This is a genomic window from Stenotrophomonas sp. PFBMAA-4 (genome assembly GCF_030053215.1).
In the GTDB taxonomy this organism is placed as follows: domain Bacteria; phylum Pseudomonadota; class Gammaproteobacteria; order Xanthomonadales; family Xanthomonadaceae; genus Stenotrophomonas.
On sequence record NZ_JASGBW010000014.1, the window covers coordinates 89988 to 106224 of the forward strand.

Consider the following 16237-nt stretch of genomic DNA (forward strand, 5'->3'; position numbering starts at 1 on the left):
GATGGCCTGGAATGTGTGCTGCTAGTTCGTTGTGGTGCCCAGCCATTCCGCCAGCGCCGCGTTGACCTTGGCGGGGGCGGTCAGGTTGACCATGTGGCGTTCGTGCGGAATGACCACGGCCTTGCCGTTGCGCGCCAGCGCCGCCATCGACAGGGCCATGGCCGGCGTCGAGTTGGCATCTTCCGCGCCGGTCAGTGCCAGGGCAGGGCAGCCCACTTCCGACCAGCGTTCGGCGTAGGTCACATCGCCGCGGGCGAAGGCGCGGTAGGCATCGGCATAGCCCTGCACATCCACGTTCTCCAGCCACGAGCGCACGTCCTCCACCAGTGACGCCTCGGTGGTGCCTTCGTCGAACCAGCGCTGCAACGGGGTTTCCACGTCCACCCGGCCAGTGGCCAGTTCATCCGAGCGGGTCACCACCGCATGGCGGGCGGCATCGGTACGCAGGTGGACACCGTTGATGACGGCCAGACGGCGCACCAGGTCCGGGCGTTCGATGGCCACGCCGGCGGCGATCAGGGCGCCCATCGAGTGCCCGGCCAGGTTGACCGGGCCCAGCTGCAGGGCGCTGATGAACTCCACCATCCACGCCACGTAGTCGGTCAGCCCGGGTTCGCCCGGCAGGCGCGTGCTCTGGCCGTGGCCGGGCATGTCCACCGCGATGACCCGGTACTGCTGGGCGAAGGCGGCGATCTGCGGACCCCAGGCGGCGGCCTGCATGCCGACGCCGTGGATCAGGACCAGGGGCTCTCCCGCCCCCTGGTCCAGGCAGTGCGCCTGTTGGTTACTTGACAGCGGCAGGGTTCGAGACGTCATGGCCGAGCTCTTTCAGGTCCTGGTAGCGGTCACCGATGCGGTGGTGCGGGCGGCCGGCGGTGGCTGCGCCCAGCACGACCACCAGCTCATCGGCAGCCGGGGCATCGGCAATGGCGAACTGCACGGTCAGGTAGTGCGAACGGCGGCCTTCGTCGTTCTTGTCCATCATCGGCAGCACGATCGGCGCATTGGCTGGGCCGCGGGTGTTGGTGAAGGCCAGGTAGGACTTGGCGCGCACCGCGTTGCGGTAGATGTTGCCGAAATGCAGGGTGTGGATCAGCGCCGAGGCGTGTTCCAGCTCGCCGTCCAGGCCGACCACCGCGCTCTTGCCGAAAGCCTCCACCGCATCGCCCGAACCGACCTCGCCCAGGATCAGGTCGGTCAGGTGCTGGCTCAGCTGCGGGCCCAGCGCCCGGATCTCCGGCGACAGGTCCTCGACGTAGCCACGGCCGGCCCACGGGTTACGGATCACGGCCGCGGCGGCCACCATCTTCAGCGGCGTGGCAGCGTCGCGGCCCCCGTCCACATGCACGGTCTCCACGTGGAGAACGGTCTTTCGTATCAGGCTCATCTGGTCCTTCCTCGCCGCCGCTGGCGGTCACAATGGTGGTGTACGGTATGTTGGTATACCATTCGCAGCGACGGTATCACGCTCCAAAATCGGCTTGCAATATGTCTAGGCGCATTCATTTTTCGCCCGCGACCAAAGCCGCAGGCGAGGGTGGTGCGACGGGGACGAGGCGGCCTGCCGGGGTGCGCTATTCATGATCCGTGGTTGAATAGCGTGGACGTACACGAGCTACCGGCAGCGCGCCCGCCACCGCGTGGCTGCCACCTAAAGGGATTGCGAAACACGATGAACCTGAGAATCGACCACTCGCCGGTCACCCTGCGCGAGAAGTGCCTGGAAAAGCTGCGCAACGCGATCATCACCGGCTATTTCCCCTCCGGTGCGCGCCTGGTCGAGCGCACCCTGTGCGAGCAGCTGGGTGTCAGCCGCACGGTGGTACGCGAAGTGATCCGCTACCTGCAGGCCGAGGGCCTGGTGGAAGTGCTGCCGCAGAAGGGCCCGATCGTGGCCGTGCTGAACTGGGACGTGGCCAGCCAGGTCTACCGCATCCGCCTGGTACTGGAGCAGAGCGCCGTGGCCGACTGCGTGCGCAACCTCACCGACGACACCACCGCGCAGATCCAGAAGGCGCTGGAAACCCTGCGCACATCGTATGGCACCCCGGATATCGCGCCGGTGCTGGAAGCTTCTTCAACGCTGTACGAAACCATCTTCCGTGCCGGCAACAACCACATCGCCTGGGAAATCGTGCAGCGCCTCAATGGCCGCATCAGCCGCCTGCGCGCGATGACCCTGACCCACGTGGACCGCGAAAAAACCGGCTTTGAACGCATCAAGGCCATCTGCGATGCGATCTGCGTGCAGCGCGACGAAGCGCTGGCGCGGCAGCGCGTGGCCGAACATATTGGCGAGGCCGAGGCGATTGCCCATGCCTTGCTCGAACAGGAGCAGAAGTGATGGCCGCCTATTGGATTGCCCACGTGCAGGTGCTGGATGCGGAGAAGTACAGCGGCTACACCGCGCTGGCGCCTGCCGCCTTTGCGAAGTACGGCGCGAAGTTCCTGGCCCGTGGTGGCCGCTCGGTGGTGCTGGAAGGCGATCTGCCCGACCGCCACGTGGTGATCGAATTTGCCGACCTGGAAACCGCCCAGGCGTGCTATGCCTCGCCCGAGTACCAGCAGGCCAAGGCCAGGCGCGAAGGGCACTGCATCGCCAGCGTGGTGATCGTCGAAGGCTGACCACTCTTTTGTAGAGTCGAGCCATGCTCGACTGCTGTTGTTGACCCAGCCGAGCATGGCTCGGCTCTACAACATCCACGCCGCGCGTGGATGGCCGCGGACGCAGCCGAGCATGGCTCGGCTCCACCAGGTTCATTAGATCCACGCCATGCGTGGATGCCCACGAATCCCGTGGCCGCCGACCACTTCACAACCCACAAGCACCGCAACCGCGACCATGGGCCATCCCACGCCCACGAGTTCCACCGAGGATGCTGCAGAACCTGCTACATTTCGCACCGCTGCTGACTGCGGTGATGACCTGCGTGACCGCCTTGATCTGGGTGGTCTACCTCAACTTCTTCCTGCGCAGCTACCGCCGCCAGCAGCGGCCGTCGATCCTCATCACCTCCGGCGCCGGCCGGCACCTGGATGCGCACTGTTTCGTGACCAACCTCGGCCTCGAGCCGGTGTACCTGCTGGACGTGGTGATCGACCTCATCGAGCCCGACGGCAAGGTCGTACGCGCGGTCATCCCTGAGCGCACCGAGCACTGGAGCAAGGGCGCGCCCGGCGAGGACGAGGACATCCGCCGCGCCACCAACGTCGGCCCGCTCAGCAGCGGCGGTGAGCGCGACCTGGGGCGGTTCCGCACGCTCATCGACCGCGCCGGTACCGAGAACCCGGACATCAAGACCGGCAACGCCTTCACCAGCCTGGAAGTCACCGTGGTCATCGTTACCGCCAGCCAGGCCGAGCTGTGTGGTGCCTCGCGCTGCTACCGCATTGAATATGGTGACGATGGCGCGCCGAAGTTGAAGGCACGGACCATCAAGGCTGCACAGCTGCAGGGGTATTTCGCGCGGCGGAACCTGACCCGGTTGTTGACCACGCAGTTGGAAGGCTCGCGCCGGTAACGTCGGGCCATGCTCGACTGGTTCGCGCAGACCGCAGCCGAGCATGGCTCGGCTCTACAGAGGAGCGAAAGGCAGCCGAGCATGGCTCGGCTCTACAGAGGAGCGGAAGGCAGCCGAGCATGGCTCGGCTCTACAGAAGAGCGAGGAGCAGCCGACTGCCTGCAGATCGCGTCGCTTTCGCAATTCTTGCATTGCTGCTGCGCCGCTCGAACGCATGCCGCCGCAGGGCCCCCACTATGCGTGCAAATTGCGACACGCATCGGTGTTTCGCAGTGTCCCTCCACCGCATCGCCAAGGCATTCGCGACAGCGCATTACCCGTCAGCACAGCGGCCCGCGTTACAGCGGCAGCTCCCACTGCAGCCGTACGCTGGGGACCGACTGCCGCGCGCTGCGAACCACCTGGGTGCCGCCATCGTCGAAGCGCAATTGGCCGCTCTCGCTGTCCCGGCCGAGCAGGGTGCTGCCGGTCAGCCGTAGCTTGCCACGCCCGTGGGTGCTGTACTGCACCCACGCCTCAAGCTCGCGCCGGTAAGCGGCGATGTCGATTTCGCCCAGACTGTAGCGGATGCGCCCGCCGCTGCGGTAGGTAAATGCCAGACCGCTGCTCCAGCGCGGGGTGATCCGGTAGTCCATGGCCGCGCTGGCAGTGAACGGCACCTGGTCCTGGATGCGGTTGTCGGGCCCGGGGACACCGCGCACCCGTGACTGGTTCCACGTGGCGTTGCCGCGCAGTTCGATTTCAGGTGCATCGGGCAGCACGCGGGCCAATGGCATCTGTCCGTCGAGTTCGATACCCCAGGCAATGGCGCGGCTGCCGTTGACCGGGGTGGCGACCCAGCGCCAATCACGCAGCAGGGTTTCGGTGCGGATGGGTGAATCGATGCGGCGCAGGTAGCCGCCGATGCTGCCTTGTGTGCCTTCGCGGCCGTGCAGCTCCCAGGCAGTGTCCAGGCCCCAGGCCAGTTCCGGGCGCAGCGCCGGGTTGCCGATCTCGTCCGGGTTCAGTGCGCGGTTGTTGGTGGAGGTGTAGGGCCGTGGCACCAGCAGACGCAGCTCCGGCGCGCGGAAGGTGCGGCTGACGGAGACGCGCAGCTGGTCCTTGCCCTTGGCCCGCTTCCACAGCCCCTGCAGCACCGGGGTGAACACGCTGGCGCGATTGCGCACTGGGGCAAAGTCACGCCCTTCGCTGGTGGTCTGCAGCCGCTCCCAGCGGCCGCCGAGGTAGAAGGCGCTGTGCTCGCCCAGGGCGAACTCATCCTGCGCGTATACCGCAACACGCTGCAGGCGTGCATTGAAGGAGAGATCGCTCGTTGAACCGGCTGCGCCATCGAAGCCCTGCAGCTGCTGCAGGCGCGATTCGCGACGGTCGTCCAGGCTGCCTTCGGCGCCGACCTGCAGGGTATGGCGGCCGCGCGCAGGCAGGGTCCATTGCGCGCGGCTGCTGCTGCCCAGGACATGCAGTCGCGCATCGGTGTGATCGATCAGGTTGTCCTGCCCATCCTGTGCCTGGCCCTGCTCGCGGAAGCGATAGTTTTCGCGGTTGCCGTCCACGGCGCCGCGCACCGTGAGGGTGCCGCCGCGCTGCAGCTGGCGGGTCCATTCCGCGCTGGCCTGCCCTTGGTCCAGGCGCAGGCGCGTGCGCTGGCGGTAGTGCGGCGTGCGCAGGGCGGGTCCACGCTGGGTGTCCCAATCGATCACCATGTCGCGACGGAAGTCGGACGCATCCAGCAGTGCCTGCAGCGAAACCGTATCGTCCGCCGTGGCATTGAGGGTCATCGAGGGTGACAGCGAAACGTTGTCGCGGCGACCGGTGGCGCGCAGCTGGCTGTGCCGCAGCAGCAGTGGCTGCCCATCGGCGTCCCAGGCCTGTTCGCTGCCGTGCTCTTCCACCAGGAACGCGCGTCCGGTGGCGGTTGCCGTAAGTGCATGGTCGACCCGCGCGCCTTGGTGCGTCTGCCGCCAGCTGGCCGTGGGCGTGCTGCGTGACTGGCTCCCGGCCCAGGACAGGGTCAGGCGTTGGCTGTCCTTGGGTGCGGTGGCGCGGGTGACGATGTTGAGGGTGCCGGCGATGGCGCCTGTTCCGTGATCGACGGTGGGCGCACGCAGGATCTCGATGCGTTCGATCTGATCGGTGGCCAGCGAATCGAGGCTGAACCCGGCGGGGGCGCGCTGGCCATCCAGCAGTATCTGGGTGTAGCCGCTGCCCAGCCCGCGCAGCGATACCGCGCCCGGGCGTCCCGGTGCGCCGCTGGAGACGCTCAGGCCGGGCAGGCGCTTGAGCGCCTGCAGCAGATCGGTATCACCGTGGCGCCTAAGGGTTTCGTGATCGACGACGATGCGGCTGGCCAAATCATCACGCCGCGCGTCATAGCGCTGCGTCTGCACCTGCACAGCCTCCAGTTCGGTGGTGGCCGGCGCCGATGGTGCGGTCTGCGCAGCAGCGGTGGCGGCGGGGCAGAGCAGGCAGCCGATGGCCAGGCGGGTGCTGGCTTGCAGGCGGCGTGGCGGTCGCTGCGTGGAAGAGCCTTGCATTCTCGTTGGATTCCTTTCTGATGGCGAAGCGGCGGGCAGCAGCGGAGCCTCCCGCGGCCGGGCATCGAGTCACTTCGCTTCGGGTGGCAACGCGCGGCGGGCGCGTCAGCGGGTTACTGCAGCCAGGCCTGCGGATCGACGCGCGTGCCCCTGCGCAGCAGTTCCATGTGCAGATGGGGGCCGGTGGTGCGGCCAGTGTTGCCGGTGCGGGCGATGACCTCGCCCTTGCGCACGCGTTGACCGACAACCACCTCGTAGTCCTGCAGGTGGGCAAGCAACGTCTGCCAGCCACCTCCGTGGTCGATGACCACCACGGTGCCGTAGTTGGGGCCATCAGGGTAAGTGCGAGTGGCGGCGATGATCGTGCCATCGGCCGGCGCCTGCACGGCTGTGCCACGTCGCGCTGCAAAGTCCACGCCACGGTGGGCGCGTTGGCGGAAGTCCGACGCATGGCCGAACACGCTGGTGACCCGCGCTTGGGCAACAGGCGCGGCAAAAGCGGGGGCCAGCGGCACAGTGGCTTCCAGCAGCGTGACCGATGCGGCCTGCAGCGGTACGGCCAGCGATGGCGGGACAGCGGTGGCCGCCGCCTGCACGGCAGCCAGGCAAAGGGTGGCGGTCACACCGGACGCGGCCAGCAGCAGCGTGATGGCCTTGCCGGGGCGGCGGCCTGCATCGCCCTGCAGCATGTGCCGCAGGCGCAGCTGGTGGCCGCCGGGATCGCGGTGTGACAGTGCGCTGGCAGGCCGCAGTGCAGTGGCATGGCGCAGCGTTTCCACGTAGGCCTGCGCCAGCAGGCGGCCATCGCCAGCGGCGGGCGCTTCGGCCAGCGCACGGGCATCGCACTGCAGTTCGGCTGCGAGCTGTACGCGCGCGGCAATGCGTTGCACGAAGGGATTGAACCAATACAGCGCGGCTACCAGACGCATGATGCCGGCGCGCAGTGGATCACGGCGGTGCAGGTGCGCGGCCTCGTGGCCGATGACCAGGCGCAGTGCGCGGTCCGGCAGGGTGAGGCTGGCTGCAGGCAGGAGGATGCGTGCATGGGGCCAGCCGACGGCGAACGGCGTGCCGCCGCCTTCCGTGCAGCGGACAGCGATGCCTGTGGCCTGCAGCTGCCGTACCGCCTGCCGTGATTCTGGGCCCGGCAATTGCGACGTCTGCACGGGGTGACTGCTGCGCAGCACCGCCTGCAGCCGGCGCGTGGCCAGCGCCCAACGTGCCAGCCAAAGCAGCACGCCGCCGCCATACACCGCCCATAGCAGGGCCGGCAGGCCTGCCGCCAGTGACATGCCGAGCGCAGACGCGGGCTCGGCTGCGGGCAGCATGCGGTCCGGCAGCGAGTGCAGTGCGACCGGCAATGCGCCGGTCAGCTGCGGCAATGGTGCGTGCTGAAGCGGCAACAGCAATGCCAGCACGGGCGGCAGCACTGCACACAGCCACGCACCCAGCCAGTAATGCGACGACGCGTGGGAGAGCCGCAGCCTGCGCTGCAGTGTCTGTGCTGCGTACCAGGCCAGGCCAGCGCTGAGCAGGCTGGTTGCAAGCGCGGCCCCCCAGGTGGCGGCTGCCGGCAGGCTCATGGCTGGCCCTCGTCATGTGCACGCAGCAGGGCCTGCAACTGCTCGATCTCCTGGCTGGTGAGCAGCCGGCTGTCAGCGAAGGCCTGGCTGGGCAGCGGCCCATCGAGTTCCAGCACGCGGCGCGCGAAATCCGTGCTGAGGGCTGCCAGGGTGGCCACTTTGCCGACCCTGGCGCTGTAGACGTTGAGTCCGTGCTGGCTGCCTTCCTTCACCAGGCCCTTGTCGACCATGCGCTCCAGCGTCTTGCGGGTAGAGGAGTACGACCAGTCCAGCGTGGCGACAGCGGCGTTGTGCAGTTCACGTGCGCTGCAGGCGCCGTCGCGCCAGAGGCACTTCAACAGTTCCAGTTCGGCATTGGAGGGGGTGGGTGCGGAGGACATCATCTGGCCTGGCGTTTGATCGATGTCGCAAGTCTGCGACACATGTCGCACGCAACGCTAGTCGGTCGGGCATCACGGCGCGGCGCGAATTGTGCTGACGATCCACTCCGCATAGCGCGAGATGCGTACGTTGTGGACCACCTGGCCGTAGAACCCTGCGTCCAGCGCGTGTTCCGGCACGGCGGTTATCCACGACGCCAAGCCGATGACGTGCCAGCCTGTCTGATCCTGGAGCAGCAACGGGCCGCCACTGTCGCCGTTGCCGATCACGCCTTCCAGCGGGAGGCCGCCCTGCGGGCCATCAAAGCGGTACCAGAGGTAGCGTTCGTTGCCACCAGTCACCGCATTTTCCCCGCGACGCAGCATGCCACGGTGCGATGCGCCAGGTGCCAGCCCGGTGCTGCCGGTGCCGGTCGCACCCTTGCCGACCAGAGTGGCGATCCTTCCGGCTTCGTCCTGCCCGCGGTACAGTCGAACCGGCGGGACATCGCTGACGGGCGTGGCCAACTGGATCAACGCAATGTCATCGGAGGCGGCGAGGAACGCGTGGATCGGGCCTGGATTGCCGGAGGCCAGAGCCGCCTGGCCCAGTTCATCGGGCATGCGCCGGTAGCCCGGATGCACGACCACGCGTTCGACGCGGTAGGCCTGGCCGTTGATCTCCACCTCGGCATCCATGCCCTCCATCGGCGCGGCGTGTGCGGCGGTCACCACCCAGCGCGGCGCGATGAGCACGCCGTGCCCTTCGCCCGGCATGTCGGCCAGGGCCGGGAAGGCGGAGGCCGGAACGCGGTAGGCGCTGTCATCCACATCGCTGCGGATGACGATGGCGTCGGCGGTGAAAGGCAGGGTGGCGAGGGCGAGCAGAAGCCAGCGGTGCATGGGTCGGTGCAGTCCTGTGCGGGGCAATCCGCACCGTAGCCCGGTTCCGGCTCAGGGAACACCAGTGTGCGACGAAGCGCCCTGCACACCCGACGAACACAGGTAGATCCGCGACGGAGCTGTCGCCTCAACGCGGGCGCAACACCGCGTCAAACGTATCCGGGTTGCCGTCATTGGCGGCCGCCGGCACATTCAGCAGGCGGGTCAGCAGCGGGTAGACATCCACGTTGTCGAAGCCCTCAACGGTCCTGCCCGCCTTGAAGGAGGGGCCGGTGGCCACGAATACCGCGCGCATCGACGGCAGGGTGTTGTCGTAGCCGTGGGTGCCGCGGTAGGCATGGGCGTGGCGGGCCAGCATGTCGGGCGTCAGTGCATCCCAGCCTTCTTCCATCTCGCAGATGATCGGCGGCGTGCGCGGGTGCTGGCCATACTGCCAGCGTGGCGGCAGGTCGGCGCGCTTCCAGCACTGGTAGTGGTCGTGGCGGCCGAGCAGCGCCCGCTCGGCCTCGCGTTCGCGCCCAGGCATGGCCTGGAAGCCGACCGGCTGGCCCACGCTGGTGGCCACCGCAATGGCCGGGTCGACCATGCGCTCGGTGTCCAGTACCTGGCCCTCCGGCAGCTCGGCCATGCCGTGGTCGGACACCAGCACGATGTTGGTACCGGTGGCCAGGCCTCGTGCGTCCAGCCCTTCCAGCACCTGGCCGACGATGGCATCGGCGCGCTGGATCGCCTGGCGGTACTCGGCCGAATCCGGCCCGTAGGTGTGGCCGGCCTTGTCGACGTTTTCCATGTACAGCGTGGCCAGGCGCGGGGCCTGCGGGCCGGTCTGCGCCAGCCAGCCCAGCACGGTCTGCACACGGTCCTCCAGTGCGATGGAGCGGTCATAGACCTGCCACTGGCTTGGCCGCACGCCCTGGATGGCGGCCTCGCTGCCGGGCCACGACCAGGTGGCCGTGCGCACCCCCGCCTTCTCGGCGCTCACCCAGATCGGCTCGCCGCCCCACCAGCGCGCATCGGTGACGGCGGCCGGGTTGCTGATCTCGAAACCGCCCAGCTGCGGGTCGTGCATGCTGTTGTGGATGATGCCGTGGTGGCCGGGACGCAGGCCGGTGACCAGGGTGTAATGGTTGGGGAAGGTCAGCGACGGATAGGACGGCGTCATCCAGCGTGCGCGCACGCCACCGTCGATCATCCGCTGGATGTTGGGGGTCAGGCCGCGATCAAGGGCATCGGCGCGCAGGCCGTCGATGGAGACCAGCAGCAGGCGCGGTGACGGCTGAACCGTGGTCGGGGGCGTTGCAGAGGCCTGGCGGGGCGATGGCGTGCTGCACGCCATCAAGCAGAGGGCGGCGATCGAGCCGCAGACAAGGCGCATGTTCATGGCGCATCCTAGCCCCGTGCGATGACAGGTCTAGGACGGATGTGGCCTCTACCGGGCCAGGGCCTGCCAATCGCGTTCCGGCTGCATGCCGAGGCCTTCGATGAAGGGATGCAGCCCCGCGTAGAACGCCTGCGGCACCGGATTCCTGGTGCCATCCCACTGCAGTTCGCCGCACTGGAAGCAGACCTCCAGCGTGTGGGTGCGCTTCTTCCCCTTGTAGAACTCGAAGCGATGATGGGGCTCGAAGACGCAGGCGGTGACCCAGTCGCTCACATAAGGGTCGATGCCCTCCAGCGTGGCCAGGAACGGCTGTTTGCGAGTGCCGGTCAGCACCGCTTCGCGGTACCTGCGCTCCGCTGGCGGCGTGGCACTGTTGCTGCTGTTGTTGGTGTCATACGGGGAGGAATGTTCAACGACCACGATGCGGTCGGCGTCGCGGGCCACGCGGGCAAGATCATCCAGCATGGGTTGGCCCTCGGCGTTGGGTGGCTTGTCTTCGATGGCCAGTGGGTCTTCGCTGGCGGCGGCCGGTGGTGGCACTGGCGCGGACGGGGTGCAGCCACAGGCAAGACCCAACAGGCCCAGCGCTGTCATTCGTTGCAGCAGGTGCATCAGCGGTCACTCCTTGATTGGGCTGGATGGCCGTGTTCGACGCCGGGCAGCAGGCAGTCCGTTGCGGGTGCTGGGCATGGTCGTGGTCTGGAAGGTGGGCGTGGAGTCGGGGCAGTCGAGGCAGTCGGGCAGGCTCGACTCTACCGGAGGGCGGCGGCGGTTGACGCTGGCCGCGGCGGGGCGCAGGCTGGACGGGCCTGCTTCCTGCACAGAAGGGAGACTTATGACCGCAAGCGCGTCCCTCCACCCCTCGCCTGGCACGCACGGCCACACGCGCCTGTGGAGCGTGTTCTGGCTGCAGGGGGTCATTCCCAGCAATCTGCTGTGGGCGGCAGCCCTCTGGGCCCTGGCCAACCAGCGCACCACGCTGCTGCTGGCCCTGTTTGCCGTGCTGCTGCTCTATACCGGCTGGATCATCCCGGCGGTGTGGCGGGCCGCGCCCACCGCGCGCACCCCCAACCTGGGCGTGGCCGCACGCGGGCTGACCGTGGCCTGGGGGTTGAACACCGTGCTGGTGATCTTCTTCCTGACCCTGCAGCTGCTGGCCTAGTAGAACTGGATCGGTTCGCCAGCGCGGTCGAAGGCGGCAAAGCGGCCGATCTGGCCGTCATGGATGGCATTGACCATCAGCTGCAGCGGGCGGGCGGCTTCATCGCTGTTGGGCGCAAAGCCGGCGCGCCCGTCCATGGCGGCCACGAACACCAGGTCCCAGTTGATGCCGGTGGTGGTCGATTCGGCGGCCAGGGCCTGGAAGCTGGCTACCTCCGCGGGCAGCTTGTCCACGCACAGCACCGGTGACAGGGTGCCGCCCTCGCGGCGGTCATGCCGTTCGCGCTGGTCGGTGGTGGGCGACTCGGGCAGGTCGGCACGCACGAACACGAACAGCAGGCGCTGTGGCTCGGCCTGTTCAGCGGCGGCGTGCAGGAGTTGCTGGAAATCGTTCATCATCATGAGGGTTGTCACACGCCCGCTGCACGGAAAGCCGCATGCTGCCATAACGCCTGCCGCGCGGGGCCGGAGACGATTGATTTAAGTCATGCCCATGGAACTGAAGGCCGCGTACTCTGGCAATCGTTCCAGCAGGCGAGGGTATCCGGACCATTCCGGGCATAGGCAAGACGGTGGAGCAACAAGGTGGACCAGCCATGAGCCAACTCACCGACGGTTTCGGACGCAGCTTTCCGTACCTGCGCCTGTCGTTGACCGAAGCCTGCAACTTCCGTTGCAGCTACTGCCTGCCCGAAGGTTACCAGGCCGATGGCCGCCCGCGTTTCCTGCAGGTGGATGAGATTGCCCGGCTGGTGCGTGCGTTTGCCGCGCTGGGCATGAGCAAGATCCGCCTGACCGGTGGCGAGCCCAGCCTGCGCAAGGACCTGGAGCAGATCATCGGCACCGTGGCTGCGGTGCCCGGCATCCGCAAGGTGGCCATCACCACCAACGGCACCTTGCTGCCGCGGCGCCTGCCGGGCTGGCATCGCGCCGGCCTCACGGCCTTGAACGTGAGCATGGACAGCCTGCAGCGCGAGCGCTTCCACGCCATTACCGGGCATGACCGGTTGCCGGAGATCGAGCAGGGCCTGGCCCTGGCCCAGGCGCTGGGCCTGCAGTCGATCAAGCTCAACGCGGTGCTGCTGCGCGGGCTGAACGACGACGAGCTGCCGCAGTGGATGGAGTACCTGCGCGACCGGCCCTTCAGCGTGCGCTTCATCGAACTGATGCGCACCGGCGACAACGAAGCCTATTTCCAGCGCCACCACCTGCGCGCTGACGTGGTGATCGAACAGCTGCTGGCTGCTGGCTGGCAGGAGCGCCCGCGTGCGGCCGATGCCGGCCCCGCGCGCGAGTTCGGCCACCCGCAGCACCGCGGCACGGTGGGCATCATCGCGCCGTACTCGCGCGATTTCTGCAAGGGCTGCAACCGCCTGCGGGTGACTGCCAAGGGCGACCTGCGGCTGTGCCTGTTCGGCGATTTCGGCGTGCCTCTGCGCCCGTTGCTGCAGAGCGACGACGACCACGACGCACTGCTGGCACGCATCACTACCCAGCTCGGCCTGAAAGCGGCCGGGCACGGATTGCACCAGGGCCAGACCGGGCTGACCCCGCACCTGGCCTCGATCGGAGGATGAGCAACACCATGACCGGGGAACTGAACGCGGCCTTCCACATGGCCGATGTCCGCGACAAACGCATCACCCGCCGCCGCGCGGTGGCCGTGGGCGAACTGCATGCCGGGCCGGTGGCCTACCCGCTGATCGTCGAGCGCCGCCTGCCCAAGGGCGATGCGCTGGTGATGGCTGAGATTGCCGGCCTGCAGGGCGCAAAGATGGCGTCGATGCTGATGCCGCTGTGCCACCCGCTGCCGCTGGAACTGGTGCAGGTGTTCTGCGCACCGGTGCCGGAACGGCAGGCGATCCGCGTCTGGTGCGAGTGCGCCAGCGAGGCGCGCACCGGCGTGGAGATGGAGGCGCTGGCAGGGGTGAACGCGGCCCTGCTGACCCTGTACGACCTGAGCAAGCCGGTGGAACCGGCGCTGCGCATCGAAGGCATCCGCCTGCTGTTCAAGGAAGGCGGCAAGCGCGGCGTCTGGCTGCACCCCGATGGCATGGACGAGGCCGAGCGCGCCCGTTTCAAGCCACGTGCGCCGAAGGGCCTGGAAGGCGCGGCGTGCGCGGTGATTACCTTAAGCGACCGGGCCAGTGATGGCACCTATGCCGATGCATCCGGGCCGAAGCTGGTGGCGGGGCTGCAGGCGCTGGGCGGCGAGGTGGTGGCGGCCGAGGTGCTGGCCGATGGCATCGAACCGCTGGCCAGCCGCCTGCGCGCGCTGGCCGACAGTGGCGTGCGCCTGTGCCTGTGCACCGGCGGAACGGGCCTGGGCCCGCGCGACCTGACCCCGGAGGCGCTGCGTTCGCTGGACGCGCGCCCGGTGCATGGGCTGGCGCAGATGGTGCGTGCGCTGAGTGCGCAGCACACGCCGATGGCCTGGCTGAGTCGGGCCGAAGTGGTACAGCTGGGCGACCTGCTGGTGTTTGCCCTGCCGGGCAGCCCGCGCGCCGCCGCGCAGTGCCTGGACATCCTCGCGCCGGTACTTGGACACGCCCTGGCGATGGTCGATGGCGGTGGCCACGGCCAGGGGGGCGCCGCATGATTGCCTACAGCGAAGCACTACAGCACCTGCTTGAGGCAGCCTCGGCGCTACCGGCCGAACGCCTGCGCCTGCACGATGCGGGCGGGCGCACCCTGGCCAGCGACATCATCAGCGCACAGTCGCTGCCGCCGTTCGACAACTCGGCGATGGATGGATTCGCGCTGCGGGCCGATGGCACGGCCTTCGCCAGTGGTACCGGATTTGCGGTGCAGGGCTGGCAGGCCGCCGGCGATGCCGGCACCGTGGGCGGCGAGGGCGCCTGGGAAATCATGACCGGTGCGCGCATGCCGACCGGCCTGGATACGGTGGTGCCGGTGGAGCAGGTTGAGATCCTGCAGCGCCACGAAGGCCGCCCGACCCGGATCGCGCTGCGCGCGGACGTCAGCCCCGGCCAGCACGTGCGCCTGCGCGGCCAGGACGTAAGCGAGGGCGAGCGCGTGCTGCGTGCCGGCGACGTGCTGGATGTCAACGCCCGCACCCTGCTGCACGCCATCGGCGTCGGCGAGGTGGCGGTGGTCGCGCGGCCGAAGGCTGCGGTGATCGCCACCGGCAAGGAACTGGTGACCGAGGCCGCGCAGTCGCTGCAGTCCGGGCAGATCCGTGACAGCAACCGGCCCTATCTGGTGGGGCGCCTGCAGGCAGCCGGCGCCGAGGTGGTCTGGCAGGGCACGGTGGGCGACGAGGTCGCCGCCTTCAATGCCGTGCTCGACCAGGCACTGGACGCCGGGGCGCAGCTGCTGATCAGCACCGGTGCGGTGTCGGCCGGGCGCTACGATTTCGTGCCGGACGCCCTGCGTGAGCGCGGCGCCCGCATCATCTTCCACAAGGTGGCGATCCGCCCGGGCAAGCCGCTGCTGTTCGCCGTGCTGCCTGGCGGCGCGCTGTATTTCGGCCTGCCGGGCAACCCGGTGTCGGCCGCGGTGGGGCAGCGCTTCTTCGTTGAGCCGGTGCTGCGCCGCCTGTTGGGGCTGGCCCCGGAGACGCCACTGCAGCTGCCGCTGCAGGCCGACGTGCGCAAGCCCGAAGGCCTGCGCTTCCATGCCCGTGCGCGGGTGGAGGTGGACGCGCAGGGACGGTTGAGCGCGCGCGTGCTGTCCGGCCAGGAGTCGTTCCGCCTGATGTCCATGCTGCGGGCCAATGCCTGGGTGGTGCTGGAGGCCGAGGGCAACCTCGCGCCGGCCGGGACCTATGTGCGGGTGCAGGGCTGGGGTCACCACGAACCGGTGCAGCTGGTAAGCGAGGAATCATGATGAAACAGGTGAACCTGCAGTTGTTTGGTGCGTTTTCCGACCTGGATGCGAGCCGCGAGATCGCGGTGGACGTTGCCGGGGCGACCATTGCCGATCTGCGCCAGGCGCTGCGCGAGCTGCTGCCGGTGCGATGGCCGGATTTCCGTGCCGGCCTGCTGGACTACTCGGCGTTCGCCGACCAGCAACGGGTGCTGCGCGACCACGATGCGCTGCCGGCCGATGGCCGCGTGGCGATCCTGCCGCCGGTCAGTGGGGGTTGAGATGAGCCATCCCACGATCGCGAAGGTGGTGGACCGCGCACAGGCGGCGATCGACCCGTCCGAGGGCATCGCCGCGGTGTCCGACCCCGGCTTCGGGGGTATCGACGTATTCATCGGCAAGGTGCGTGACCTCAACCAGGGCCGGCCGGTGCTGGGCATCAGCTATGACCTGTTCGAGCCGCTGGTGCTGAACGAGGTGCAGCGGCTGGCGGCCGAGGTGCAGGCCGCCTACGGGCCGAAGCTGAAGCTGTACGTGGCCCACGCCAAGGGCCGCCTGGCGGTGGGCGAGGTGGCGGTGGTGGTGGCCGCAGGCAGCCCGCACCGCGACGAAGCCTTCCGTGCATGCCGGCAGCTGATCGAGGCGGTCAAGCACCAGTGCCCGATCTGGAAGCAGGAGCACTACCAGGACGGCGACAGCGAGTGGACCGAGGGCTGCAGCCTGTGCCACGCCGACGACACCCCGGTGCATGACCATGACCACGCTCACCACCGGTAGATCCACGCCATGCGTGGATAGGGCCTTTCCGGTACCGCCGGCCGGCGCAGCCACGCATGGCGTGGCTCTACTGACTGCGGGTTTCAGTAGATCCACGCCATGCGTGGATGGGGCCTTTCCGGTACCGCCGGCCGGCGCAGCCACGCATGGCGTGGCTCTACTGACTGCGGGTTTCAGTAGATCCACGCCA

General features: G+C 68.4%; 18 protein-coding genes. 9 read left to right on the plus strand and 9 right to left on the minus strand.

Translation table 11 applies throughout. The features are described from left to right. Positions 1–21 precede the first annotated feature (21 nt). Both QMZ26_RS10890 and QMZ26_RS10895 read right to left on the minus strand, forming a co-directional pair. Complete coding sequence (locus QMZ26_RS10890) at positions 22–816, minus strand: alpha/beta fold hydrolase (RefSeq protein WP_079222103.1); 795 nt, start codon at positions 814–816, stop codon at positions 22–24. Next, positions 785–1387 carry an amino acid synthesis family protein gene (locus tag QMZ26_RS10895; protein ID WP_200732063.1) on the minus strand — a complete coding sequence of 201 codons (603 nt, stop codon included), beginning with the start codon at positions 1385–1387 and terminating at the stop codon, positions 785–787. The genes QMZ26_RS10890 and QMZ26_RS10895 overlap by 32 nt, the downstream gene beginning before the upstream one ends. A 285-nt stretch (positions 1388–1672) precedes the next feature. Here QMZ26_RS10895 and QMZ26_RS10900 point away from each other — a divergent pair, with 285 nt between their 5' ends. The 3 genes from QMZ26_RS10900 (at position 1673) to QMZ26_RS10910 (ending at position 3521) form a co-directional block, all read left to right on the plus strand. Then, complete coding sequence (locus QMZ26_RS10900) at positions 1673–2344, plus strand: GntR family transcriptional regulator (protein ID WP_200732064.1); 672 nt, start codon at positions 1673–1675, stop codon at positions 2342–2344. Continuing rightward, positions 2344–2625 (plus strand): DUF1330 domain-containing protein, encoded by a 282-nt coding sequence (locus QMZ26_RS10905; RefSeq protein ID WP_200732065.1) that lies wholly within the window; start codon positions 2344–2346, stop codon positions 2623–2625. The genes QMZ26_RS10900 and QMZ26_RS10905 overlap by 1 nt, the downstream gene beginning before the upstream one ends. Before the next feature lie 251 nt (positions 2626–2876). Continuing rightward, positions 2877–3521: a hypothetical protein gene (locus tag QMZ26_RS10910; RefSeq protein ID WP_283221455.1), complete on the plus strand. Its 645-nt coding sequence runs from the start codon at positions 2877–2879 to the stop codon at positions 3519–3521. Positions 3522–3859: 338 nt separating this feature from the next. Here QMZ26_RS10910 and QMZ26_RS10915 read toward each other — a convergent pair whose 3' ends face one another. The 6 genes from QMZ26_RS10915 to QMZ26_RS10940 all read right to left on the minus strand — a co-directional run bounded on the left by QMZ26_RS10915 (position 3860) and on the right by QMZ26_RS10940 (position 10893). Further along, on the minus strand, positions 3860–6055 hold the full coding sequence (locus tag QMZ26_RS10915; protein ID WP_283221456.1) for a TonB-dependent receptor: 2196 nt from the start codon (positions 6053–6055) through the stop codon (positions 3860–3862). Positions 6056–6168: 113 nt separating this feature from the next. Then, positions 6169–7638, minus strand: coding sequence for a M23/M56 family metallopeptidase (locus QMZ26_RS10920; protein WP_283221457.1), 1470 nt, complete (start codon positions 7636–7638; stop codon positions 6169–6171). Further along, positions 7635–8018: a BlaI/MecI/CopY family transcriptional regulator gene (locus tag QMZ26_RS10925; protein WP_283221458.1), complete on the minus strand. Its 384-nt coding sequence runs from the start codon at positions 8016–8018 to the stop codon at positions 7635–7637. Before QMZ26_RS10925 ends, QMZ26_RS10920 begins: the two co-directional genes overlap by 4 nt. Before the next feature lie 72 nt (positions 8019–8090). Continuing rightward, positions 8091–8900 (minus strand): trypsin-like serine protease, encoded by an 810-nt coding sequence (locus tag QMZ26_RS10930; protein ID WP_283221459.1) that lies wholly within the window; start codon positions 8898–8900, stop codon positions 8091–8093. A gap of 127 nt (positions 8901–9027) precedes the next feature. Beyond that, positions 9028–10281: an ectonucleotide pyrophosphatase/phosphodiesterase gene (locus QMZ26_RS10935; RefSeq protein WP_283221460.1), complete on the minus strand. Its 1254-nt coding sequence runs from the start codon at positions 10279–10281 to the stop codon at positions 9028–9030. 48 nt (positions 10282–10329) lie between these two features. Beyond that, positions 10330–10893 carry a hypothetical protein gene (locus QMZ26_RS10940; RefSeq protein ID WP_283221461.1) on the minus strand — a complete coding sequence of 188 codons (564 nt, stop codon included), beginning with the start codon at positions 10891–10893 and terminating at the stop codon, positions 10330–10332. Positions 10894–11116: 223 nt separating this feature from the next. Between QMZ26_RS10940 and QMZ26_RS10945 the strand changes: the two genes are divergently transcribed. Beyond that, positions 11117–11443: a hypothetical protein gene (locus QMZ26_RS10945; RefSeq protein WP_283221462.1), complete on the plus strand. Its 327-nt coding sequence runs from the start codon at positions 11117–11119 to the stop codon at positions 11441–11443. Here QMZ26_RS10945 and QMZ26_RS10950 read toward each other — a convergent pair. Then, positions 11440–11844: a ribonucleotide reductase subunit alpha gene (locus QMZ26_RS10950; protein WP_345782670.1), complete on the minus strand. Its 405-nt coding sequence runs from the start codon at positions 11842–11844 to the stop codon at positions 11440–11442. The two genes, QMZ26_RS10945 and QMZ26_RS10950, sit on opposite strands and share 4 nt — an antisense overlap. 194 nt (positions 11845–12038) lie before the next feature. Between QMZ26_RS10950 and moaA the strand changes: the two genes are divergently transcribed. From moaA to QMZ26_RS10975, 5 genes are read left to right on the plus strand one after another with little or no spacing between them, the layout of a single operon-like run. Beyond that, the gene (moaA, locus tag QMZ26_RS10955) at positions 12039–13019 is read left to right on the plus strand and encodes a GTP 3',8-cyclase MoaA (protein ID WP_283221464.1); all 981 of its coding nucleotides are present in this window, start codon (positions 12039–12041) and stop codon (positions 13017–13019) included. 8 nt (positions 13020–13027) lie between these two features. Further along, on the plus strand, positions 13028–14041 hold the full coding sequence (gene moaCB / locus QMZ26_RS10960) for a bifunctional molybdenum cofactor biosynthesis protein MoaC/MoaB (protein ID WP_200732092.1): 1014 nt from the start codon (positions 13028–13030) through the stop codon (positions 14039–14041). Continuing rightward, positions 14038–15291: a gephyrin-like molybdotransferase Glp gene (gene glp / locus QMZ26_RS10965; protein WP_283221465.1), complete on the plus strand. Its 1254-nt coding sequence runs from the start codon at positions 14038–14040 to the stop codon at positions 15289–15291. Before moaCB ends, glp begins: the two co-directional genes overlap by 4 nt. Beyond that, entirely contained in the window at positions 15291–15551 is a 261-nt protein-coding gene (locus QMZ26_RS10970) for a MoaD/ThiS family protein (protein ID WP_079222091.1), read from the plus strand. Before glp ends, QMZ26_RS10970 begins: the two co-directional genes overlap by 1 nt. A gap of 1 nt (position 15552) precedes the next feature. Further along, the gene (locus tag QMZ26_RS10975; RefSeq protein ID WP_283221466.1) at positions 15553–16047 is read left to right on the plus strand and encodes a molybdenum cofactor biosynthesis protein MoaE; all 495 of its coding nucleotides are present in this window, start codon (positions 15553–15555) and stop codon (positions 16045–16047) included. The last annotated feature ends 190 nt before the right edge of the window (positions 16048–16237 follow it).